The 20,089-nt window shown below is 50.3% G+C and carries 19 protein-coding genes and 1 pseudogene; 1 reads left to right on the top strand and 19 read right to left on the bottom strand.

What is annotated here, in order from left to right:
• Positions 1 to 656 precede the first annotated feature (656 nt).
• The 19 genes and pseudogenes from NFS31_RS17710 to NFS31_RS26905 form a co-directional block, all read right to left on the bottom strand.
• A complete protein-coding gene (locus NFS31_RS17710) occupies positions 657 to 1,589 on the bottom strand; it encodes a hypothetical protein (protein WP_251498088.1) in 933 nt (310 codons plus the stop codon).
• A gap of 363 nt (positions 1,590 to 1,952) precedes the next feature.
• Complete coding sequence (locus NFS31_RS17705) at positions 1,953 to 2,498, bottom strand: thiamine pyrophosphate-dependent enzyme (RefSeq protein ID WP_251497972.1); 546 nt, start codon at positions 2,496 to 2,498, stop codon at positions 1,953 to 1,955.
• A gap of 189 nt (positions 2,499 to 2,687) precedes the next feature.
• On the bottom strand, positions 2,688 to 3,131 hold the full coding sequence (locus tag NFS31_RS17700; protein WP_251497969.1) for a restriction endonuclease: 444 nt from the start codon (positions 3,129 to 3,131) through the stop codon (positions 2,688 to 2,690).
• A 189-nt stretch (positions 3,132 to 3,320) separates the two neighbouring features.
• Positions 3,321 to 3,869, bottom strand: coding sequence for a Uma2 family endonuclease (locus NFS31_RS17695; RefSeq protein ID WP_251497966.1), 549 nt, complete (start codon positions 3,867 to 3,869; stop codon positions 3,321 to 3,323).
• A gap of 85 nt (positions 3,870 to 3,954) precedes the next feature.
• Positions 3,955 to 4,191 (bottom strand): annotated as a pseudogene (locus tag NFS31_RS17690) (TetR/AcrR family transcriptional regulator); the annotation flags it as partial.
• Positions 4,192 to 4,396: 205 nt separating this feature from the next.
• Complete coding sequence (locus NFS31_RS17685; RefSeq protein WP_251497963.1) at positions 4,397 to 6,724, bottom strand: DUF6449 domain-containing protein; 2,328 nt, start codon at positions 6,722 to 6,724, stop codon at positions 4,397 to 4,399.
• Positions 6,699 to 7,598, bottom strand: a complete 900-nt coding sequence (locus NFS31_RS17680; protein ID WP_251497960.1) for an ABC transporter ATP-binding protein — start codon at positions 7,596 to 7,598, stop codon at positions 6,699 to 6,701. Before NFS31_RS17680 ends, NFS31_RS17685 begins: the two co-directional genes overlap by 26 nt.
• The gene (locus NFS31_RS17675) at positions 7,595 to 8,005 is read right to left on the bottom strand and encodes a GntR family transcriptional regulator (protein WP_251497957.1); all 411 of its coding nucleotides are present in this window, start codon (positions 8,003 to 8,005) and stop codon (positions 7,595 to 7,597) included. Before NFS31_RS17675 ends, NFS31_RS17680 begins: the two co-directional genes overlap by 4 nt.
• Positions 8,006 to 8,170: 165 nt before the next feature.
• Positions 8,171 to 8,932 carry a TIGR03915 family putative DNA repair protein gene (locus tag NFS31_RS17670; protein WP_251498085.1) on the bottom strand — a complete coding sequence of 254 codons (762 nt, stop codon included), beginning with the start codon at positions 8,930 to 8,932 and terminating at the stop codon, positions 8,171 to 8,173.
• Positions 8,933 to 8,938: 6 nt separating this feature from the next.
• The gene (locus NFS31_RS17665) at positions 8,939 to 10,450 is read right to left on the bottom strand and encodes a putative DNA modification/repair radical SAM protein (RefSeq protein ID WP_251497954.1); all 1,512 of its coding nucleotides are present in this window, start codon (positions 10,448 to 10,450) and stop codon (positions 8,939 to 8,941) included.
• A 370-nt stretch (positions 10,451 to 10,820) separates the two neighbouring features.
• Positions 10,821 to 11,837, bottom strand: coding sequence for a UDP-glucose 4-epimerase GalE (gene galE, locus NFS31_RS17660; RefSeq protein WP_251497951.1), 1,017 nt, complete (start codon positions 11,835 to 11,837; stop codon positions 10,821 to 10,823).
• Positions 11,838 to 12,096: 259 nt separating this feature from the next.
• The gene (locus tag NFS31_RS17655) at positions 12,097 to 12,786 is read right to left on the bottom strand and encodes an MgtC/SapB family protein (RefSeq protein WP_251497948.1); all 690 of its coding nucleotides are present in this window, start codon (positions 12,784 to 12,786) and stop codon (positions 12,097 to 12,099) included.
• A gap of 367 nt (positions 12,787 to 13,153) precedes the next feature.
• Entirely contained in the window at positions 13,154 to 13,864 is a 711-nt protein-coding gene (locus NFS31_RS17650; RefSeq protein WP_251497946.1) for a hypothetical protein, read from the bottom strand.
• A 33-nt stretch (positions 13,865 to 13,897) separates the two neighbouring features.
• Positions 13,898 to 15,259, bottom strand: coding sequence for an ABC transporter permease (locus NFS31_RS17645; RefSeq protein WP_251497944.1), 1,362 nt, complete (start codon positions 15,257 to 15,259; stop codon positions 13,898 to 13,900).
• Positions 15,246 to 17,117 (bottom strand): COG1361 S-layer family protein, encoded by a 1,872-nt coding sequence (locus NFS31_RS17640; protein WP_251497941.1) that lies wholly within the window; start codon positions 17,115 to 17,117, stop codon positions 15,246 to 15,248. Before NFS31_RS17640 ends, NFS31_RS17645 begins: the two co-directional genes overlap by 14 nt.
• Complete coding sequence (locus tag NFS31_RS17635; RefSeq protein ID WP_251497938.1) at positions 17,114 to 17,971, bottom strand: ABC transporter ATP-binding protein; 858 nt, start codon at positions 17,969 to 17,971, stop codon at positions 17,114 to 17,116. The genes NFS31_RS17640 and NFS31_RS17635 overlap by 4 nt, the downstream gene beginning before the upstream one ends.
• A 188-nt stretch (positions 17,972 to 18,159) precedes the next feature.
• Positions 18,160 to 18,813, bottom strand: a complete 654-nt coding sequence (locus NFS31_RS17630; RefSeq protein WP_251497935.1) for a CgeB family protein — start codon at positions 18,811 to 18,813, stop codon at positions 18,160 to 18,162.
• A 4-nt stretch (positions 18,814 to 18,817) separates the two neighbouring features.
• On the bottom strand, positions 18,818 to 19,141 hold the full coding sequence (locus tag NFS31_RS17625; protein WP_251497932.1) for a DUF3880 domain-containing protein: 324 nt from the start codon (positions 19,139 to 19,141) through the stop codon (positions 18,818 to 18,820).
• A 55-nt stretch (positions 19,142 to 19,196) separates the two neighbouring features.
• The gene (locus tag NFS31_RS26905; RefSeq protein WP_275563903.1) at positions 19,197 to 19,325 is read right to left on the bottom strand and encodes a hypothetical protein; all 129 of its coding nucleotides are present in this window, start codon (positions 19,323 to 19,325) and stop codon (positions 19,197 to 19,199) included.
• 259 nt (positions 19,326 to 19,584) lie between these two features.
• Here NFS31_RS26905 and NFS31_RS17620 point away from each other — a divergent pair.
• Positions 19,585 to 20,089, top strand: a 505-nt coding sequence (locus tag NFS31_RS17620; protein ID WP_251497929.1) for a hypothetical protein, incomplete at its 3' end; no start/stop codon positions are given.

Raw genomic sequence — 20,089 nt, 5'->3', positions numbered from 1 at the left:
GATATTTACATTTGGAAATGGAAATTAAGAAATTCATAAAGATATGAATTGATATTTTTAAACATTTTTGATAGAAAATCCCATTGAAATAACCCGAAAAGCGTAGTATAATGAATGAAAATTTCTTAGAATCACGTATTCCACGAAACGCAGGAACCGTCCTGTCCTGAATCAAAGCAGAAACCCCGCACAGTATTACATTCATTCTTTAATATACTCGAACTTCCCACATTAAAAACGGGATTTGTACCATGAAAAATCAATACTTCAGCTCACAAAATAGCAATAAGGAAACAGTAAACGGCAAAAAGGTTCTTTCCAAACTTAGTTGAAAAGATTATCATCATGTAAAAAACGTAGTATATTAGCATTTACATCATGAAATGTTTATCAAATCAACAAACGTTGGAAAGAACCTTTTTACCGTTTACTATTTAACTCTCTCTGAATAAAAACAAATCCTCTGCTTTACTGCTTGTGTTATTAAGTTACTGTAATTATGCGTAACAGTTCAGACTGCGGGGAATCTGGCGGAAATTTTGGCGTTAAGCTTGCTTAAAAGCCAAAACTTCCGCCAGATTCCACATCGGATGGATATCCGATGCTTCTTGTCCGGCGCAGACGCGCAAGAAGATGCCCCGTCTGAACGGTTACAGTTACGCTGATACAGGCTCTCTTTTTCTAATAACAGCCTCCACTTCCTCTATGGTCTTTTCAACAATCCTTGCTATCTTCTCTGATGAATAGCCATCTCTGTGCATATTCATAATTATTTTTACCTTTTCTGCTTCCCTGATTCCCTGTGAAAGATTACACATGGCGCTCACGTCCTCTCTTATTCTGTCATCTACCACAATACTATACTCTTTTTCAATGATTCCTAATTTTTCATCAACGGTCAACTCCATTGAAAGCAACGTACTCAGCAGACGATGGAGCTCATACCTCTCATCATGCTCCGGAAGTTCATTTGATATACCTATCAACACAATATTTAACAGGTCAAGCCCGCCCTTCCACGAATAAGAACCGAGCAGATCGTCTTTCGCGAGATGCACATAAGCCATACTGCTTTCGTCCATGCCCATACATACCCAAATCGAAAAGACACGCCTGATGTCATTATAATTTGTCTTGACAAAATCACGTTCTTTCTGCGAGGAAACAAGGCGGCTCACATAAAAGACTGCCCTGTTTAAGATATGGTAGCCTGTCGGTTCATCCTTCTGTGCTTCGACATTTACAATAACCTGTGAGATACCGTCTCTTATACGCACATAGAAGATAATATCAAACCGTATAAGCCCCTCGTTTATCTCCGCATTTTCCGTATTCATCCCGGCAATGCGCTGCCCGCTTTCCTCTTTTTCCATATTGGTCAGCCCCGGCTCCACCGGAACCACACTGATAAATGGTTCCCCCTCAATATAGGATACCACATCTTTCGGGTTCATTCCCCGGAACTCATCAACCGTCTTTACCAGGATATGCGCCAGAATGATCTTATTTCCCAACAGGCGTTTTGCCTTATCATCATATTGTGCGTCCTGGTCTGTTGCGCTGACCGCATTTTTTATTTCCGTATCCATCAGCCATAAACCTCCTTTTTGTATGGTAGGAAACGCAGAAGCCATTCCCAAAAGGTATATGAACTCAATGCCATTATACTCCGAAATCCCGGCCAAATCAATCAGGTTTTTAGAAAGCCCGGGGCTGAACCAGATATCATGATCGCCCTTGTCGCGTCGTTTGAAAGAACAATTATAATGTTCTCCTCTCCCGTGAGCGCTTTCCTGCTCCAATATTCTGTTCCTCCTGATGCTGTACGAATCACCTTCCCGGCATATACCTCCAAAGGAAATAGGCAGCCTTCATTTGCCTTCCCCCTTCCTAATGGAATGTACTCCCGGAATCCCACTGCGCCTGATTTTGTGAAATTCCGGGAGTACATTTTACTTTTTCTTTATCAAACCTTTTACCATCCGGACTCCGCTCTCTCCAAGCGCTTTCCTTGTAAGCTTTTTCGCCCTGCCAGCCGCCATAAACGCATCGGCCTTCTCCCCAAAACGCGCCGCCGGATGGCTGTAATTCCTGAACTCCGTGCCGCGCCCGTTATTGATCAAAAGAAGCCGTATGTTTGATGCAAAATGACGGTTTCCGAATATATTCATATCATAGAAAAAAGCCAAATCCCCCGTGATCCCGAAAAACAGCTTTTCAGGGGACGCCAGGGCCGCTCCTGCGAGGGAGGAGATTCCGCCGTCAATCCCAAATCCGCCCGTGTTCGCATATGCCTCTACGCCGTCCGGCTTATCAAAAAAATTCCAGGAGCGAAGGGAATTTAAAATTCCCAGATAAAGCGCGCTGTTCTCCGGGATCAGAGGAAGCGTCTGCTGCGCCATCCATACATTGGAAAAGGGAAGCTCCGGAATCTCTGCGCGCAGACGGGCAAGCTCCCGGCTCCATTCCTCAAAGCAGTTATTCCCCTTACGTTCCATGAAGCTCTGTTCCGCATATCTCTTAAAAAATATCTCTTCCTCCAGCTCAAACATATTTGAATAGCATTTTTTGAAATATTTTCTATGTTTTTTATTGCGGAAAACCGCATAAAATCGTTGTTTTTATGTGACGTATTTTTATTTGCATGATTTCTTGGCGCCGTTTTGGCGCCGGTAACAAATCAATGCTTAAGAATTATTTTGATTATTAAGTTCTTTGGCTTCTTTTAAATCAATTTTAGCCTTATGTCCTTGTTTTTCAAGCAAAAATAACAGATTTGCCCCATTCATTAACGTTAAAGGTTTTCCTTTTGCAAATTCATATGCATCATTTCCATAATTAGATGTCGTAACAAGAATTCCTTTTGTTGCACCATCATTCATTACAGTTCCATATAAATCCCTAACTGCCGATACACCTACAACATTTGTATAACGTTTTGCTTGAATAACAATTTTACCACCCCTAATTGGATCTGGATCAAATGCAACCGCATCAACACCACCATCTCTGCTTGCTTGAGTAATTTTTGCCTCTCCACCACTTGAATTAAATTCTTCGGCAAATACTTCACGAATTAGATTTTCAAAATCTTGCCAATCAATAGCAGCTAAGTTTACAGATATAAACAACGTAAGCGTCAAATAAGATAGTGGATAGAAAAATAACCACTACCCTTTTATTATAGAGGGTTGGTGGTTATTTTTCTATCCACTATCTTATTTGACGCTTACGTTATATCTGACGCTTTTAGACAAAAAGAAAAACCATAAAACAGATCCTCTCTGTCTTATGGTTCAACTCATAAACTTTATTCTTTTTCACTTGTTTATTTTGCTTAAATCAATCTCCAAATCTGGATAAATTCCTACAGGAATTGTATCAGAAAATGTATAATCATCTCCACTATCATTTTGAAAATCATATACTGTTATACAGTTTTTCTCATAATCTACAATCCAATATTCCTTAACGCCTGCTGTCCTATATTTAAACAATTTAGTATAGTAATCCATCCTTTTACTGCCTGGAGATACCACTTCAATGATCCAATCAGGCGCTCCATGACAACCTTTCTCATCCAACTTAGATGTATCACAAATCACACTGATATCTGGTTCAATGTAGTTAATATCATCCTCACTCAAAAACACAGCAAAAGGAGCCGCATAAACCTCACATTGTCCGCCTTTGCTATCAATATAGTTTCCTATTGCCTGGTGTAGCTTCCAACTAATCTTTTGATGTGTCCTGCCGGGAGGAGCCATGTAATAAATCTTCCCGTCTATCAACTCTGCCCTCTCTCCATCTGGTAAAGCATAAATATCATCTATTGTATACACTTTTTCCTGTACTGCTGCCTCTGCCATGATCCACCGCCTTCCTTCTATTATGTATTATATCACACTATACTCACTTTTAAAAGGAAATTCTAAATCATACACAAAAGGTGAAAAAGTCAATACTGATTTTATCCAATACCATTTTGAAGTAGAACGGAAATTTTTCCTGATACTGAACCAATCCGCGACAAATGAACTTGTATTGTTCTTTTGTGGTTTCCTGCTGCTCCAGTGCAGAAGCAATGTAATGATAAAGTTTTTTCATGCTGTCCAGCACTAAGATACCGACAATTTCCTCTTTGTTCTCAAAATACACATATAAAGTCGCTTTGCCGTATCCGGCTGCTTTCTAAAAAGACGTATTCCACGAAACTGTCTCCTTAAGACAAATTAGAAGCGCAGATTTTTAAGCACATTATAGAACGAACCGCCCCCCGGAGCTGCCGCTCCAGGGGGCTCACTTTTACAGTGATCTGCCCTGTCTCATAGCTATAGCATATTTCTCATCCTTTCACATGTTTGAATAATGCCCTGAAAAAGAAATCCTGTTTTCCCTAATAAGCCTTTCTGGTCCCCTGCTCCAGCATCTCACCAGTCAGGCGGAACCGCTTTACCACGGAATCCGGAATCCGATCCAGATCAAAGAACATGTCATACACCTCGTACTCTTCCGATCCGTCCCCATACTGCTCCGTCTCATTCACGGGCTCCGCAAACGCATCATCCTCTTTCATACGATCCGTATCTTCGTCTGTATCATTCCCCTCCGGAATGCGGACAAACGCGCGGATGATCAAATCACCGTAGAGCGCGTTCATCGAATCCTCGATGGCGGTCTCCCTGGACACCGCGCTCTCCAGAATCTCCCGGATCCGGGCCTTATCGGTAATCGTCTCCGGCTTTGCCTGGCCGTCCTTCTGCTCCGTGTCCTCTGGATAGCTTCCCCTGAATTCCAGAACAAGCTTTTCCACCGTGTCCGCTGTCAGGGTAGAGCCGACATCCGTCCCGCACTCTCCAAGCAGCGCGATCGTTTCGGTGAAGGACGGATAAACCGGGAAATACAGGTTGTTGTTAAATGTCAGATAATTCCCGTCGTTCGCCCGGAGCGTGTCAATCATGGCCTGCATTTCCCGCGTTTTAAACTGGATTGCCCCCACCGGGCTCTCCGCCCTCCTTGTCTGTGCGGTCAGAGCCGCCAGTTCCTTCTGGTATGTCAAAAGAAGCTGTCTCATGGTTTCCTCTGACCGGAACGCCACATGGGACGTATCCCCGTTTTCCTGATAATTGACGCCTGCAATCTCCTCCGGCTGCCAGCTAAGGATCGGATAGGCCGTCTCCTTATAATCATCCATGTCGTACACAGCGTCCAGATACGATGCGGCGGCGGTAAGATTCATGTTATAGTCCCGGTAAACCGTCCGGCCGTTCTTTAAATGCCAGGCAATCAGCACATATCCCCAGGTATCGGTTACATCCCCGTAATTCTCCCGTCTGTATCCCCTTCCCCTGAACATAGAATGCCGTCTCTGGGCTGCGTCCTGAATGCCCTGGACGGCGATCTCCCGTATCGCCTCCATATCCGAAAGCCGCATCTGTTCCGCTATCGTCCCGGTGTCCGGATGCGTCCATACCACATGCATGTTATCCGTTCCCTTGAGTTCAGGCTGCGCATAATAGCTTTCGTGGACATTTGTCTCCATGTTGTAGCACCAGATCCCGGCCGCCTCTGTCTTCGCATCCGAGGGAAGATAGGAGTCATAGCCGCACAGATCAAAACGGAAAAACGCCGTGATCGCTACGGAGATCACCCCGCACGCCGCCAACTGCCATCTGTGGGCAAACAGGCGCTTGAAATCAAACTCGTATATAATCTCAATCACACAATTGCTGAGCAGCAGGCCGCAGAGCAGGCCGAACACGCCCCACCCGTCCCGCCCCGTCACTGAGATAAAGACCAGATAGCCCAGGAGGGAAGAAGGGATCACCAGCAAAAACTTGATCACCGGCCGGCTGACGCCAAACGCCATCGCCCGCCCGGCCGCCTCAGACGGGCGCTTTCTGTAGAGAAAGACACACAGCGCAAGGATCGCAAGACCGGCTGCAAGTCCCCACAGCGCCATGCCGGCCGGTATCTCTTCAGACGCTGCTTCGGACGCATACACATACCACCCGGCCGGGGAAGAATGGGAAGCCCACCACAGCATCGTTTCGCCGTCATTGTAGCATGTCTGAAAGAAATAGTCAAAATATGTGCCGCACAGAAGCGTCATCCCCGGCCCCCATACGAAAAACACCAGAACCCCCAGAAGGCTGATAATGATATTCCCTGTCATCAGAACCGCCGCCACGGCCGTCATGTAAAGCAGAAAATAAAACGCCATGTGTATCAGGTAATCTGAAAGGATCGTCCCCCACGGAACCGACACGCCCTTTACGGCCAGCAGCACGCCCGCGGCAGCCATATTGGCCAGATACGGAATGGCGGTATAAAGAAAACCGTCCGCTAGCATCACAAAAAACAACAGCTCCCTCCTGAGCGGGAGGCTGTGGAAAAAATCCACCTTTTTCTTTGAGTGCAGCCAGGAAAAGCCTGACAGGGCGCAGAGAACGGAAAGAACCATCATCAAAAACACCATTCCTCCGTTTTTCAGCGAGCAAAAGGAGATAAAATCCTCTGCCAACTGCGCCTGGGCAATCGACAGGGCCTCTGTCTCTGCCTCTGCATACATACTGAGCATCTCCGGGCTCAGCCAGGAATTTACAGACAAAGCGGTCTTGATTGGAAATAAAAAGAAGAACAACAGAAAAATCACTGCAATCGTCCAGAGGCGCTGCTTCGTATTTTCCCTCATCATTTTAAAGAACAAGCTTCTTGATGTCATAGCCTGCCACCTCCGTTTCACTGATAAATATTTCCTCCAAAGAAAGCGGGAGCATTTCAAAAAAGACCGGATGGTATGACTGTAAAACAGCTGTGATCTCCTCCTTTGCCCCCCGGATCGTTAGTGTTAAAAGGCTCCCCCTCTTTTCGGTCCCGATGATCGCAAGTCCCGCCAGATCCTCCGGCTCGCATCCCGGAAGCAGGACGCACTGCACCTTATGGATGTTCAGCTTCATGTCATCCAGATCTTTGGAAAGCAGGATGCCGCCCTTGTGCAACAGCCCCACATGATCGCAGATATCCTCCAGCTCCCGCAGGTTGTGCGACGCAATAATGGGCGTTAAGTTCCGCTCCTCCATGTCGTTCGCAAACAGGCTCTTCACGGTCTGGCGCATCACCGGATCCAGGCCGTCAAAGGTCTCATCGCAGAAAATATAGCTTGTATTAGAGCATATCCCCAGAATCACGGAGAGCTGCTTCTTCATCCCTTTGGAAAACGTATTGATCTTGCGGTCCTTCGCCAGCTCAAACGCGCCCAGAAGCTTAGAAAAACGCTTTTTGTCAAACTTCGTGTATACGCAGGAATAAAACGCCGCCATATCCTCCGGCGTTGCATTGCTCAAGAAAAACTGTTCGTCTGAAATGTAGAAAAACGAGGCCTTTAACGCCGCATTTTCAAACACATCCGCTCCGTCTATCTGGATCTGTCCCTCGTCCGGCTTTAAGATCCCGGCCGCCATCCTCAGAAATGTGCTCTTCCCGGCCCCGTTCGTCCCGATCAGGCCAAACACATTCCCCTCCCGTATCCTGGCATTAATATGATCCACGGCCGTGATGTCCCCAAACCGTTTTGTCAAACCAATGGCTTCAATCATATGCGATCCCCCTCCTCTGCCACACGTTCTCCGGGCGCTTTCCCCGCGCTGCCAAAGCGCTGAATCACCTGCTCCTGAAATTCCAGCATCGTGATCCCAACGCCCTTCGCGTCCTCCACCAGCTCTCCCAGGCGGACAAACACATCCAGCCTCTTCTTTTTCCGGATCTGTCCGTTCTCTGACACAAAGCTCCCTCTTCCCTTAACGGAATAAATATAACCCTGGCGCTCCAGCTCCGCATACGCACGCTGGATTGTGTTCGGATTAATCGACAAATCCGTGGCCAGGCTCCGGACAGACGGAAGCTGGCTGTCCTGCGGCAGAATCCCCCGAAGCATCAGCTCCGACAGCTTCTCCGCCACCTGCTCATAGATAGGCCTGCGATCCTTATAATCAATCAGAATCATGGATGCCTCCTTTCCCGATATCAGTGTACTTCCCGAATTGATTGTATTAACTCAATTAATACACTTAGTATAAAGGAGAAGCATTCCACTGTCAACGGAATGCTCCTTACAATTTTCTTAACCTGCAGCCATCCCATAACGATCCATGGAAGCCGGACGGTTTCGTCAGCCCTGCTGAAATTCCGTCATATACGGCCTGAACCGCAGGGGAAGATGTCCTCTCTGACAGACGTAATTCGTCCGCTCCTGAATCCCCGCGCTGTCAAAAAATGCCTTCCACAGGGCGGCATACTCGCCCGAATCCGTCCGCCCGGCCAGCTCGTGAAGCTGCGCCGCCTCCCCGCCTGTCATCATATACCACTCCATCCCGGAAATATGCACCGCCGCCTTCCCGCGTTTCTCGTCAAAAATAATGAACCGCTCCCCCCGGAGGCGATCGCTAAAATGCGGCATCAAAAGCGCCGTCACGTCGTTCTTCGGCCCGATCACAGCAAACAGCGCCTTCTGGGGGAGCTCGGAAAAACGCAGGAACTCCGTGAGCAGATGGCTCTCATTCCCCACGCTCCGGTTAAGCCGGAATACCTCCTGCACCGCCGGGATCTGCAGCGCCCCAATCACCTTTTCGCCGATATGGAAGCCGTAGATCAGAAAGCGGTAGATCCAGTCCGCCTTCTGCGGCTCAAAGCTTAAGGACGCCCGGTAAATCCACGCATACGCCCGCCCTGATATCTTCGTCCTCACCGCCTGGGCCACCTTCTGCGCCTTCTCCTCCGATACGGCCGCCTCCCGGTAATCCGCGAACATCTCCAGATTATACTCCCCGTCCACGGCCAGCTTCACATTCTTATGCCCCAGGCGGCTCGTCCACGCGTCATAAACGCCGCACAAAATCCCCTCAAAGCTATCCTCACATACAAAAACAACCATCAAATATCAAGCCCTCTCCATATGAAAATCGTCAAACATCGACATCTGCCGGTACAGTCCGCTCTGCTCCAGATCAAGGGTTTTGCGCCGCTCCTCTCCTATTATCCGGGCTGCTATGGAATCCTCGCTCATGCGGATCGGATACATCATCCGCCCGGAGCATGTAATAAAGTAAAGGGCGCGCTTAAGCACAACGCCCATCTTCTTCAGATCCTCAAACCGGAGCGCCGCCTGCTTCCTGGCTGCCACGATCCGCATGGCTGACTTTGTGCCAATCCCGGGAACGCGCAGAAGCATGGCATACGAAGCGCGGTTCACCTCCACCGGAAACTGCCCCAGATTGCGCAGCGCCCAGTCGCACTTGGGATCCAGGAACACATTAAAATTCGGGCGCGCCTCGCTCAAAAGCTCTGAGGCTGTAAAACCATAATACCGCAAAAGCCAGTCTGCCTGGTAAAGCCTGTGCTCCCTCAGAAGCGGCGGCCCGCCCGGAAGATCCGGAAGAAGGCTGTCGTCATTCACCCGCACGAATGCGGAGTAAAAGACGCGTTTCAAGCCAAAATTCTGATAAAGCGCCTCCGCGACGGTAATCATATGGTAGTCGCTCTCCGGCGTCGCCCCCACAATCATCTGCGTGCTCTGGCCGGCCGGCACAAAATACTCCTTCCTGTTTGAGACGCGCCCCACGCCGTAGTTTCCATAAATCGATTTCCCCTGGATGACGCGCGGACGCGCCGCCCCGGATGATGCGGAGGCCAAATCCGAACCGGAAGCCGTATCTGGCTTTGAAATCCCTGCCTTTCCTGCGCCCGTCCCGCTCATCCCGGCTGTCCCTAAAGCCTGCTTCACCGCATCCGGGAGAACCGCCCCCTTCTGCTCCAGAAGTCCCTCCCGCTCCATCTGCTTCGCAATCCCGATCTGGATCTGGCGCATCGGCCGCAGAATCTTCCCGCGCGTCTTGCCCGGCGCCAGCTTCTTAAGCCCTTCCGCTGTCGGCAGCTCCAGATTCACACTCATCCGATCCGCCAGGAACCCCACCCGCTCAATCAGAACCGGATCCGCGCCCGGAATCGCCTTCACATGGATATAACCGTTAAAATGATACTCCCTGCGCAGCAGGTACAGCGTCCGGTAAAGCTGCTCCATCGTATAGTCCGGCGTATCGAGAATCCCGGAGCTCAAAAACAGGCCCTCAATATAATTCCTCCTGTAAAACTCCATCGTCAGGCGGCAGACCTCCTCCGGTGTAAAGGCGGTCCGCACCGTGTCATTACTCCTGCGGTTAATGCAATAGCGGCAGTCGTGAATGCACTGGTTGGTATACAGAATCTTTAAAAGGGAGATACACCTCCCGTCCGGGGCGAAGCTGTGGCACAGCCCGTCGATGCGGCTGTTCCCCAGGCTCCCGTCCTTCCCCGCGCGCCCCACGCCGCTGGATGTACACGCCACATCATACTTCGCCCCATCGGTTAATATCCTCAGCTTTTCCTCTATCGAGAGATTCTCCTGTATCAGCATCGCGGTCTGCCCTTTCCTGTCTGCAAAATATATGTTCTCATGAACGTCTGTTCTTTTTCTATATTCTACCACAGTTTCAGTCGGATTGCAAGGATTTTTTCAAACATTTGTTCTGTAATAATTAAGAATTTACAGTTTACAGGGCGTGGAAAACAGGCAGAAAACAGACGCAAGCTCGCTTGTAGGGCGGTTTTCTGCCTGTTTTCCACATTGGGCGGACGCCCGATGCTTCTTGTCCGGCTATGCCGGACAAGAAGATGAGCCCCGTGAAAAGTAACATTGAAGAAATGAAACCGTTCAGGCTTATCTGAACGGTTACGGGAAAAGAGAAAGCGGCCCGGCCCCCAAAGGCCGCGCCGCTTTCTCCTTCTTAACTTCTGTATCCGTCCGGATTCATGGACTGCCATCTCCAGGAATCCGCGCACATCTCCTCTATCCCCCGCTCGGCAACCCATCCAAGCTCTTCCTTTGCCTTTTTCGCATCCGAATAGCAGGTCGCGATGTCGCCCGGCCTGCGCGCTTTGATCGCATAATTAATCGGCTTCCCGCACGCTTTCTCATACGCCTTCACCACATCCAGCACGCTGTATCCGATGCCTGTGCCCAGATTATAGATGCAGACGCCGGCCTTTTCCTCGATCTTCTTTAACGCCTTTACATGGCCCACAGCCAGATCCACTACGTGGATGTAATCGCGGACGCCTGTCCCGTCATGGGTCGGATAATCGTCGCCGAATACGCCCAGGCACTCCAGCTTGCCGACCGCGACCTGCGCGATATACGGAACCAGATTGTTGGGGATCCCCTTCGGATCTTCCCCGATCAGGCCGCTCTCATGCGCGCCGATGGGATTAAAGTAGCGAAGCAGAACCACATTCCACTCCGGATCCGCCACATGGAAATCTGTCAGAATCTGTTCCAGCATCCCCTTCGTCTGGCCGTATGGGTTTGTAATCTTACCCTTCGGGCATTCCTCCGTGATCGGGACAAAGGCCGGATCGCCGTAAACCGTCGCCGAGGAACTGAAAATAATATTCTTCACCCCGTGGTTCCTCATCGCATCGCACAGAACCAGCGTCCCTGTGATATTATTGTGGTAATACTCCAGAGGCTTCGCAACCGACTCCCCGACTGCCTTAAGCCCGGCAAAGTGAATTACAGAGTCAATGTCTTCTTTATCAAAAACAGCGTCCATCGCGGGCCTGTCCAGGATATCCGCCTCATAGAACGTCACGCTCTTTCCGGTAATCTTCTCGACCCGTTTAAGCGCCTCCTCGCTGGAATTATAAAGGTTATCCACAACAACCACATCATACCCGGCGTTCAGAAGCTCCACGCAAGTGTGGCTTCCAATATATCCCGCCCCTCCTGTCACCAAAATTGCCATATTCCTGTTCCTCCTTCTTTCAGGCGCGCCATCTGTGTGCGGCAGCCTGTGCGCCGCCACTCATTTCCTGTAACCGTCCAGACAGCCTGGACGGTTGCCATTTCTTTATTATTATATACGCTGCGGGACAGGAATTCAATTCAAAATACTGCGATATATTATAAAAATCGTTGTAAGCGGGTAACCCTTTCGATAGTGTGAACGGCTGCGTTCCCGTTTCCGGGCAGGGAGAGGCGAAACGGGAACGCAGAGAAACCGCCTATTCGCTGACCGTCAGCACATCTTCCATTTCCACCAGCTTGGCCAGAAGCGCGCTCTTCTTATAGCCCGGAGGATACACCACGTCAAATTCCAGATCCACTTCCTCTTTCTTTTTCTTGTTGATCTTCACGCTCACCACGTCCAGTCCTTCCTTTTGCAGGTATTCCTCCATCTTCCCCACAGAACCGGCCTGTTTCATGATCTTCATGCGGATCAGGCCCCCGCTGGCTACCTTTGAAAAATAACTGATGTTGTGCATCGCAAACTGCAGGAGAATAATCAATACCGCAGAGCTGACGCCGATCAGGTACAGACCGGCGCCCATGGCTACCCCCACGCCGGCTGTCGCCCAGATTCCCGCCGCTGTCGTAAGGCCGTTTACCAGATTGTTCCGGACAAATATCACGCCTGCCCCCAGAAAGCCCACGCCGCTGATAACCTGCGCAGCCACACGGGCAGCGTCCGCGCGATCCGTGTCCATAAAGCCGTATTTCGACACTACCATAATCAGCGCCGCCCCCAGCGCCACAATTGCATGCGTGCGGATTCCCGCTGATTTATTGCGGTTTTTCCGCTCGCTCCCGATCGCCAGGCCCAAAAGCGTTGCCACGATAATGCGCAGCAGATACTCCATATGTACCAAAAACTCCGGAAACTGAAACTGATTTAACACCTCATACGTACCCATAACCTTACTTTTCCTTTCTCACAAATATAATCGGATGAAAAGCCGCCCTGCGCCGCAAAAACAGCGCAGCCGTACAGGCTGCCGAACAGCTGTCAGGCGGCTTTTCTGCCTGTCTCCCGCATCCGTATCCCCCCCTTTTCTCCCTTGCCGCAGAACGCAAAAAACGCCGTCCCGTAATATGCCCGTAATTCCTCCCGGGAACGTATTACACGACTGCGTTGCTCTCATTCTCTCAGCAATGTGAATAGTTATCTTTGATTTGTAAGGGTATTATATAATCATTTTGCATAAATTTCAAGCCTTTTTATCTTTTTGCTGAAGATTTTATCCCTCGCAACCGTTCAGACACCCGAACGGCTGCCATCCCTCACTCCAGCGCCTCCACCCGCATGATCCCCAAAATCTGAAGCGGGCTCGTCTCTCCCACTATTCCGTCATAATACACCCTCACCCGATCCCCTCTGCTGATCCTCCCGGCCTGTTCCTGTGTAAGACGAACAGACGCCAGCGCCCCTGACCGCCGGATATCCTGTCCGTCATCGATCCGGATCAGCGCAGTCAGCGAGCTAAGCTCTCCGGCCGCCTCTACCGTCCCCTCAAACATCTGTCCCTCAAAGGCCAGCTCAGGAAGTCCGCCGCGGCAGCGGTACACAAACACATCCGTCTCCCGCGCAACGCGGCGGTACGGCTTTTCGTCGTCCCACCGCCCTAAGTCAATGCTGTATCCAAGGTTTTGGGAATAGCCGCACACGCTTGCGGACACATTTCCCCTGTCATCCACAAACACAAGCTGCACCATCCCCTCGCTCACGGCCTCCTGCAGATGACGCGGTGAAACGCCCATCGTCTCTGCCATGACCTCCTTCGGGGTATACGGGTCAAAACTGTACACACAGCTCCACTCAAACGCCGCCAGATCGCCGAGATGGATCTCCTCCCCGTCCGCCATGCCGGAAAGGGCCCTCATATTCTTTCGCAGTATCCGGTTATTCCTCCGTACCGGCTGAAGAGCCATGCTCCCCCAAAGCGCCAGCAAAAGAAGCGCCGGCAGCATATAACGCGCTATGTTTCGTTTCATCCCCGTCCTCCTCCTGTCTGCCGTTACCGGGCGTCACTCATTCCGGATCGCCGCCAGCGGGCTCAGCTTCATCGCCCGCAGCGCCGGAAAGAATCCGGCCATCATCCCAATCAGCACCGCAAACCCAACCGAGGCCAGGGCCAGCCATGCCGGGATGATCGAGAGCTTCCACGAGCCGTCCGCCATGCCGTAATAAGCCGCCGCCAGAAATTTATTCACCAGAAATGAGATCCCGTAGCTTAAGCCAACGCCGACCACGCCGCCGATAAAACCGATAAAACCGGCCTCTATGAGGAACATGCTGCGGATATTGCCCATCGCGCAGCCCAGAACCTTGATCACGCCGATCTCCTTTGTCCTCTCGTAAATCGACATCATCATCGTGTTCGCAATCCCGATCGCCGCCACAAAGAGGGACACTGCGCCGATGCCGCCCAGGACGGCCTGCACCATATTGGACTGCTCCTGCGACTGCTGCAGCCACTCCATCTGGCTGTTCGCTTCAAAGCCCATGTTGTTGATCGCCGTCTGCACCTCCATGACATTGTTCATGTCATCCACATTCACGGTCGCGTTCTCGTACACAAAATAGCTGTACGGCTTGCCCTTTTTCGTCGTGGGCTGTCCCGGGATCGGCCGTTTCTTATAAACCTGCTTTAGCTGCGTCTTCAGCTTCTCCAGATCCACATACACGCCGTAGCTGTACTGGCTCCAGTCATTTTCCCCGCCGCTTACCATCCCGGCTGTCTTAAGCATATATTTTTTCGGCGGATTTTTCGCCTGTCCCTCCTCGCCGGAGGAATAGCGGTACTGGTAATACCCTTCCGTGTCAAAAATCGTAAACATCGGCCGCCCCATAAACTGCACGTCGATCGATGCGCCCTCGTCCCAGAAGCCCTTGCCTGTCTTTGAATTCCTGAAATACTGCGGCGCGCGGTTTCCGACGATCATCTCCATCTCCGGGCTGTTCGGATCCGGAAGCGTCCCTTCCCCGATATCAATATTTTTCATCGCCTCATAGGGGATGCCGAACATGGAAATATCCCCCTCATAGACTCCCTGACGCATGATCACCTCGCACCGAAGCTGCGGATAGGCGCTCGTCACATGGGGGATAGCCTCAAACAGCTTCATCGTCTCGTCTGTCATGAAGCTGTCCTCCGGATTTGTCTTGTCATTATCCCCGCCCCGGTCGTAATTGTAGATCTCAATCGCCGTCAGGCTCCCGTAGGAGGCGTACTGATCCATAATGTTCTGTTTGAGGCCGATCCCCAGTGAGATCATCACCACAATGGACGCTGTGCCGATGATCACGCCCAGAACCGTCAGAAAGGTGCGCAGCTTCCTGCGCAGCAGGTTATTTGCGCTCATTTGAAGCAGATCAAGAAATCTCATCGTCCAGCTCCTCTTCCTCCAGCTCCTTTTCCTTTTTCTTTTTCCGTTTCACCACAATGAACGACCCCGCGCCGATAGCCAGCACGGCGGCGATCGGGAAAACGATTTTCCCATATTTGGAAAGGAAGGAACCTTGCCCCTCCATTTCACCGCCCTCCATGCCGTCCATACCTTCCATCATGCCGGCCTCCATGCCCTCATACGGATCAACGGCCTCGCTGACAAACAGCATCAGCTCCTTTTCAACCTCGGTCACCGCCCCGTTCTCGTCCTCATAGGAAATGATGATTTTCACCCTTCCGTCGTCCATGGTCGGGGCAACGGCTGTCACCATGGTATCCACATTTCCGGTCTCGCCGGGCTTAATATTGCCCACATATGTGTCCGAGGTCTGGATGGAATCCGCCTCGAAACGGACCATCACATTATAAAGGAGGACCTTTCCCGTATTGTTGATCCCAAACATCACGTTTGTCTCGGAACCAACCTCCAGATTGTCCGGCATGACCTCAATCGTACTGGTGTTCAGTCTCGGTTCCTGCTTTACCTGCAGGGAAATCTTGACCTCCTCCTTGGCATTCTTAAATTCCGGGCTGTCGTACTGCTCCTGGATCGTCATCCGGTACGACTTCTGCTCCGCCGTCGGCGCCGGCTTGAACAGCATGGAAAGCTCTGTCACCTCGCCCGGGGAAAGGCTGTTGACCACCATGGAGGTGGAACCCGTGTCGGAGGTAAAGATCGGGCTGCTCTCCACCTCCTCGGAGACAAAGGTAAACATGATATTGCTGGCGCTCACATTTGACGACGCGTTCTTCATCCGCACCTTTAACACAAAAGGCGCGCCCGCGTAAATCTCCTGCGGCTCGGTCGAAAAGCTGTCCACAATGATCCTCGCCTTGGTCCGGTCCTGCTCCCCCGCGTCCGCGGCCAGCTCGTCGTCGTCCTCGCCCTTTACGTGGACATAAAACACCAGATCCACCGGCTCTGAAAAGTTGCCGCCCTCCTCCTCGCGGTAGGTGACAAAATAGTGGATCGGGAAAAAGCCCGACTTTACATCCGTGCGCACGCCCATGCTGTACGGAACCTCCACCATCTGGCCCGGCTCCATATCGCCCATCTTGCGGTTATAATTGCCCTCGTTGATATCAAAGGGGAATTTCGTCACATCCGCGTCAAGCTGCATGTCCACGCGCACATCATACACCTTGCGCGTCCCGGTATTCGTCAGGTTGACATTAAAATTCATCACCTGGCCGTACGCCGCGTAGGGCGTAAACTGCCCGTCCCCGATGGAAAAATCGTAATCCGTATTGTTTCCGTCGTCCTCCTCGGTCGAAGAGCCGTCGTAGGCGGAAACCCAGATGTTGACGCCGACCTCCTGGCCGTCTATGATAAAAAACGCCTGATAATATCCCGCCGGCAGATCCCGTCTCAGCTTATAGGACATGGTGATCGTTTTGGACGCCCCCGGCTTCACGTTAATCTTTTTTGCGTCAAACGTAGACGAATCCGCCTCAAACGGAAAAGAATTGTGATACCGGCGCAGCTCGTCCCCGCTTTCGTCGTCGTCATCGTCCCCGCTGCTGCCGAATTCCCGCTCCATGATCCGTTCATACTCATACGCATTCGCCAGGCGGATCTCCTCCAGTATATTGTCGCCCTTGGTTCCCGTATTATGTATGGTCATCTTAATGGAAATCTTATTGCCCGCCTTGCCTCTGGGTACCTTGCTGACAGTAATCAGATCCCCGTTAAAGCCGCTCATATCCAGCATCTCCGCCGCCGCCGGCATGACCGCCGCCGCCAGAAGCGCAATTATCAGGAGCAAAACCGCCGGCAGCCTCTTCCATGTCTTCATCTTACTTCCTCCCTGTCTGTCGATTCTACCGGGCTGCCGCCCGCCTCATTTCCCGCCGGATCGGCGCATTCCTCATCCTTTCCCGGATCCGCGCATTCTTCTGCATCTCTCCCCGCCCTGCGGCGGTTATCCTCAATCTTTACGATCTTTCCGTCAATGATGTGGAAAATCCGGTCCGCGTACGTGGCCAGATGGTTGTCATGCGTAACCATCACCAGCGTCTGGCTGTGCTCCCGCACAATCTTCTGCATCAGCCGCAGCACATCCATGGTCGTATGCGAATCCAGGTTCCCCGTCGGCTCGTCCGCGAAAATAATCTGCGGATGCACGGCCAGGGCCCTGGCAATGCCCACCCGCTGCTGCTGGCCTCCGGACATCTGGTTCGGCATATGCCGTGCAATCTTTTCAAGCCCCACCAAAGCCAGGTATTTCCTGGCCTTTGCAAGCCTCTTTTTCTTCGGAATGCCCTGGAAGGACAGCGGGAGCGCGACATTCTCCACCGCGTTCATGGTCCCTAACAGATTATAAGACTGGAAAATAAATCCGACCCTTTTGCGCCGGAACGACACGAGCTGGTTCTCAGTCAGCTTCTCAATATGCTGGCCCGCGATCACGATCTCGCCCTTGGTGGGCTTCTCAAGCCCTGCCAGCATATTTAAGAGCGTCGATTTCCCGGAACCCGAGGTGCCGACAATGGCGCAGAATTCCCCCTTGTACATGGTAAAATCCACTCCGTTTAAGGCATATACCTTCGTCTCGCCGACACGGTATATCTTATATAAATTCTTTACCTCAATCACAGGAAGCCGCCCTGTATTCTCCGCTTTCCCACATACCTCCACGACTGGTTCCAAATCCGTCCCTCCTGCCTGCACACCGCGAACTGTTACTTTATTATACATAAATGGGCCGCGCACTCCCACCTTATTTTTCTTAAAGTTCCTTAATGTTTTCTTACAGGGCTGACCGGGAAACAATGACAGGCGCGATGCCTGGATGAAAAGTAAGCCTGTTTTTCATAAAATCCATGCGATGCTGCCGGTCATTTTATAAAATCTAACATCTCCCTGATGCGATGCCTGTATGTATGCGCGGCAGCCACTTTATCATGCCCGTTTTTGGCAATCTCCTTTCTCTCATCTTCGTGTATTAAATAATAATCGATTTTCCTAAGCAAATCGCTCTTATCTTCATAGTAGACAAAATCCTCACCCGGAACAAAAAAATCAAGAAAATCCGCCTGATAATTACTTAGTAAAAAACCGCCGCTTCCCATAATTTCAAACGCGCGCAGAGGGATCCCGCTATGAATGCTGCGGAGTGTAATATTCAGATTAATTTTACTCTGCTTTATCACCCGAGGAAACTCATCATAGCTGTAAACCTCGCCGTGATTATACAAATTAGGCATACTGAACTCTTTATAATGTGTAAACAGATCCACCCTGTGCTTCCCGGCAATGTCCGCTAATAAATCAAGACGTTCTATGGCCGTAATCCTCCGGTTAATAATACCCTGCGCATAGAGAAATTCTCTGGTTTCCATGCCGAAAGGCTGTAATGGGAACGCCTCACACAAATCGTTTATGACAGGCCCGAGAAGCTCCTCAATGAAATTATACCCCTGTATCTTTAACTGGGCCGCTATCAGGCCATCCAGATAGCCATTCGCATAATCCGGCAGATTTACCGCCATCTGATCATAATAGTTTCCCCTCTCTCTCTACATAAAGAGAACCAACAAACGAAATATCATAAAGAGTCGGCAATGATTCGGTCCGGCTCATACGATCCAGGCGCTCTGTATTTGCAGCCAGCGGCATATAGCGTACCGTGGAAATGCCTGCATCACGGAACTGAGCGTATAAACTTTTATCAAACACATAAATCACATTGCATGGATTATTCACTGTATATGAATACAGCATAATATCCGGGTTATCATAAGTCCATGATATATATCTTATTTTTTCTTTATCGCATATTTCCGAGATGAATCCATCATATCCAAAGGAAAATACCACATCCGGCGCGTCCCTGTGCAATGCAGATGATATAAATTGCCGCCGCTCTGTCTCATTATGGCTTTCGTGCCCCCCCAATATAATTGAATGGATAGCTGGCCACATCATGGCCCTCTTTTGAAAATGCCTCTAACAGATCTTTTCTTCCGTAGGCGGCATCCTTAACAAATAGTAAAATCTTCATATCGGTTTCCTTTCTGTCCCTTTGCTGTAAACCCGGTACATCCGTCTCCTGTCCTGTATATTGTATACACTGGTTAATCACCTGCCCATACGGTCGGCGCGGTATGTACACAGATCTGGCTTTGCGCTGTGAATGATTGCTTTCATTATACATGCAAGTTTATTTTTTCACAACTATATGTTATAATATAGTCAATATCTGCCTGATATCGGTTACTGTGAACCGTAACTGATGTATATCATACGATTTAGGAGGAAACATGAGAGTATTTATCTTAGCGCCTGCCAATGTTGCAACCGGCGGCCCGGAATTGCTGCATCAGTTTGCCAGATGCCTGACCAAGCGCGGAATCGAAACTTATATGGTTTATCCAGACGCAGATGGCATTAACTGCCCTGTGCCGGAAGTCTACTGGAAGTATGACAACCGGTATGTATCCCAGTATATTGATAGCGGCGACTCTGTACTGGTATTGCCCGAAACACAGATCCATCATATTGATTTATGCCAAAAAGGCACAGCGATGGTATGGTGGCTCTCTGTCAATAATTATTTCCGTTCATACAAGTCCCTGGTTACAGAAAGCAGCCCGGATGTATTCCGTCTGAAGCTCCGGAAAAATGTTGTCCATTTTGCACAGTCTCACTATGCAAAAATGTTCGTAACACAACATTTTGGAATTACCCCCCCCAGACTGTCCGAAAACCCTGATCTTCATCCATTTGAAGTCATTTTGGACACTAAAAAATCAGGTTCATCGGACT

Source organism: Otoolea muris, assembly GCF_943193115.1.
Lineage (GTDB): Bacteria > Bacillota > Clostridia > Lachnospirales > Lachnospiraceae > Otoolea > Otoolea muris.
The sequence above is the reverse complement of the archived record's forward strand: the minus strand, read 5'-3'. Positions and strand labels throughout refer to the sequence as shown.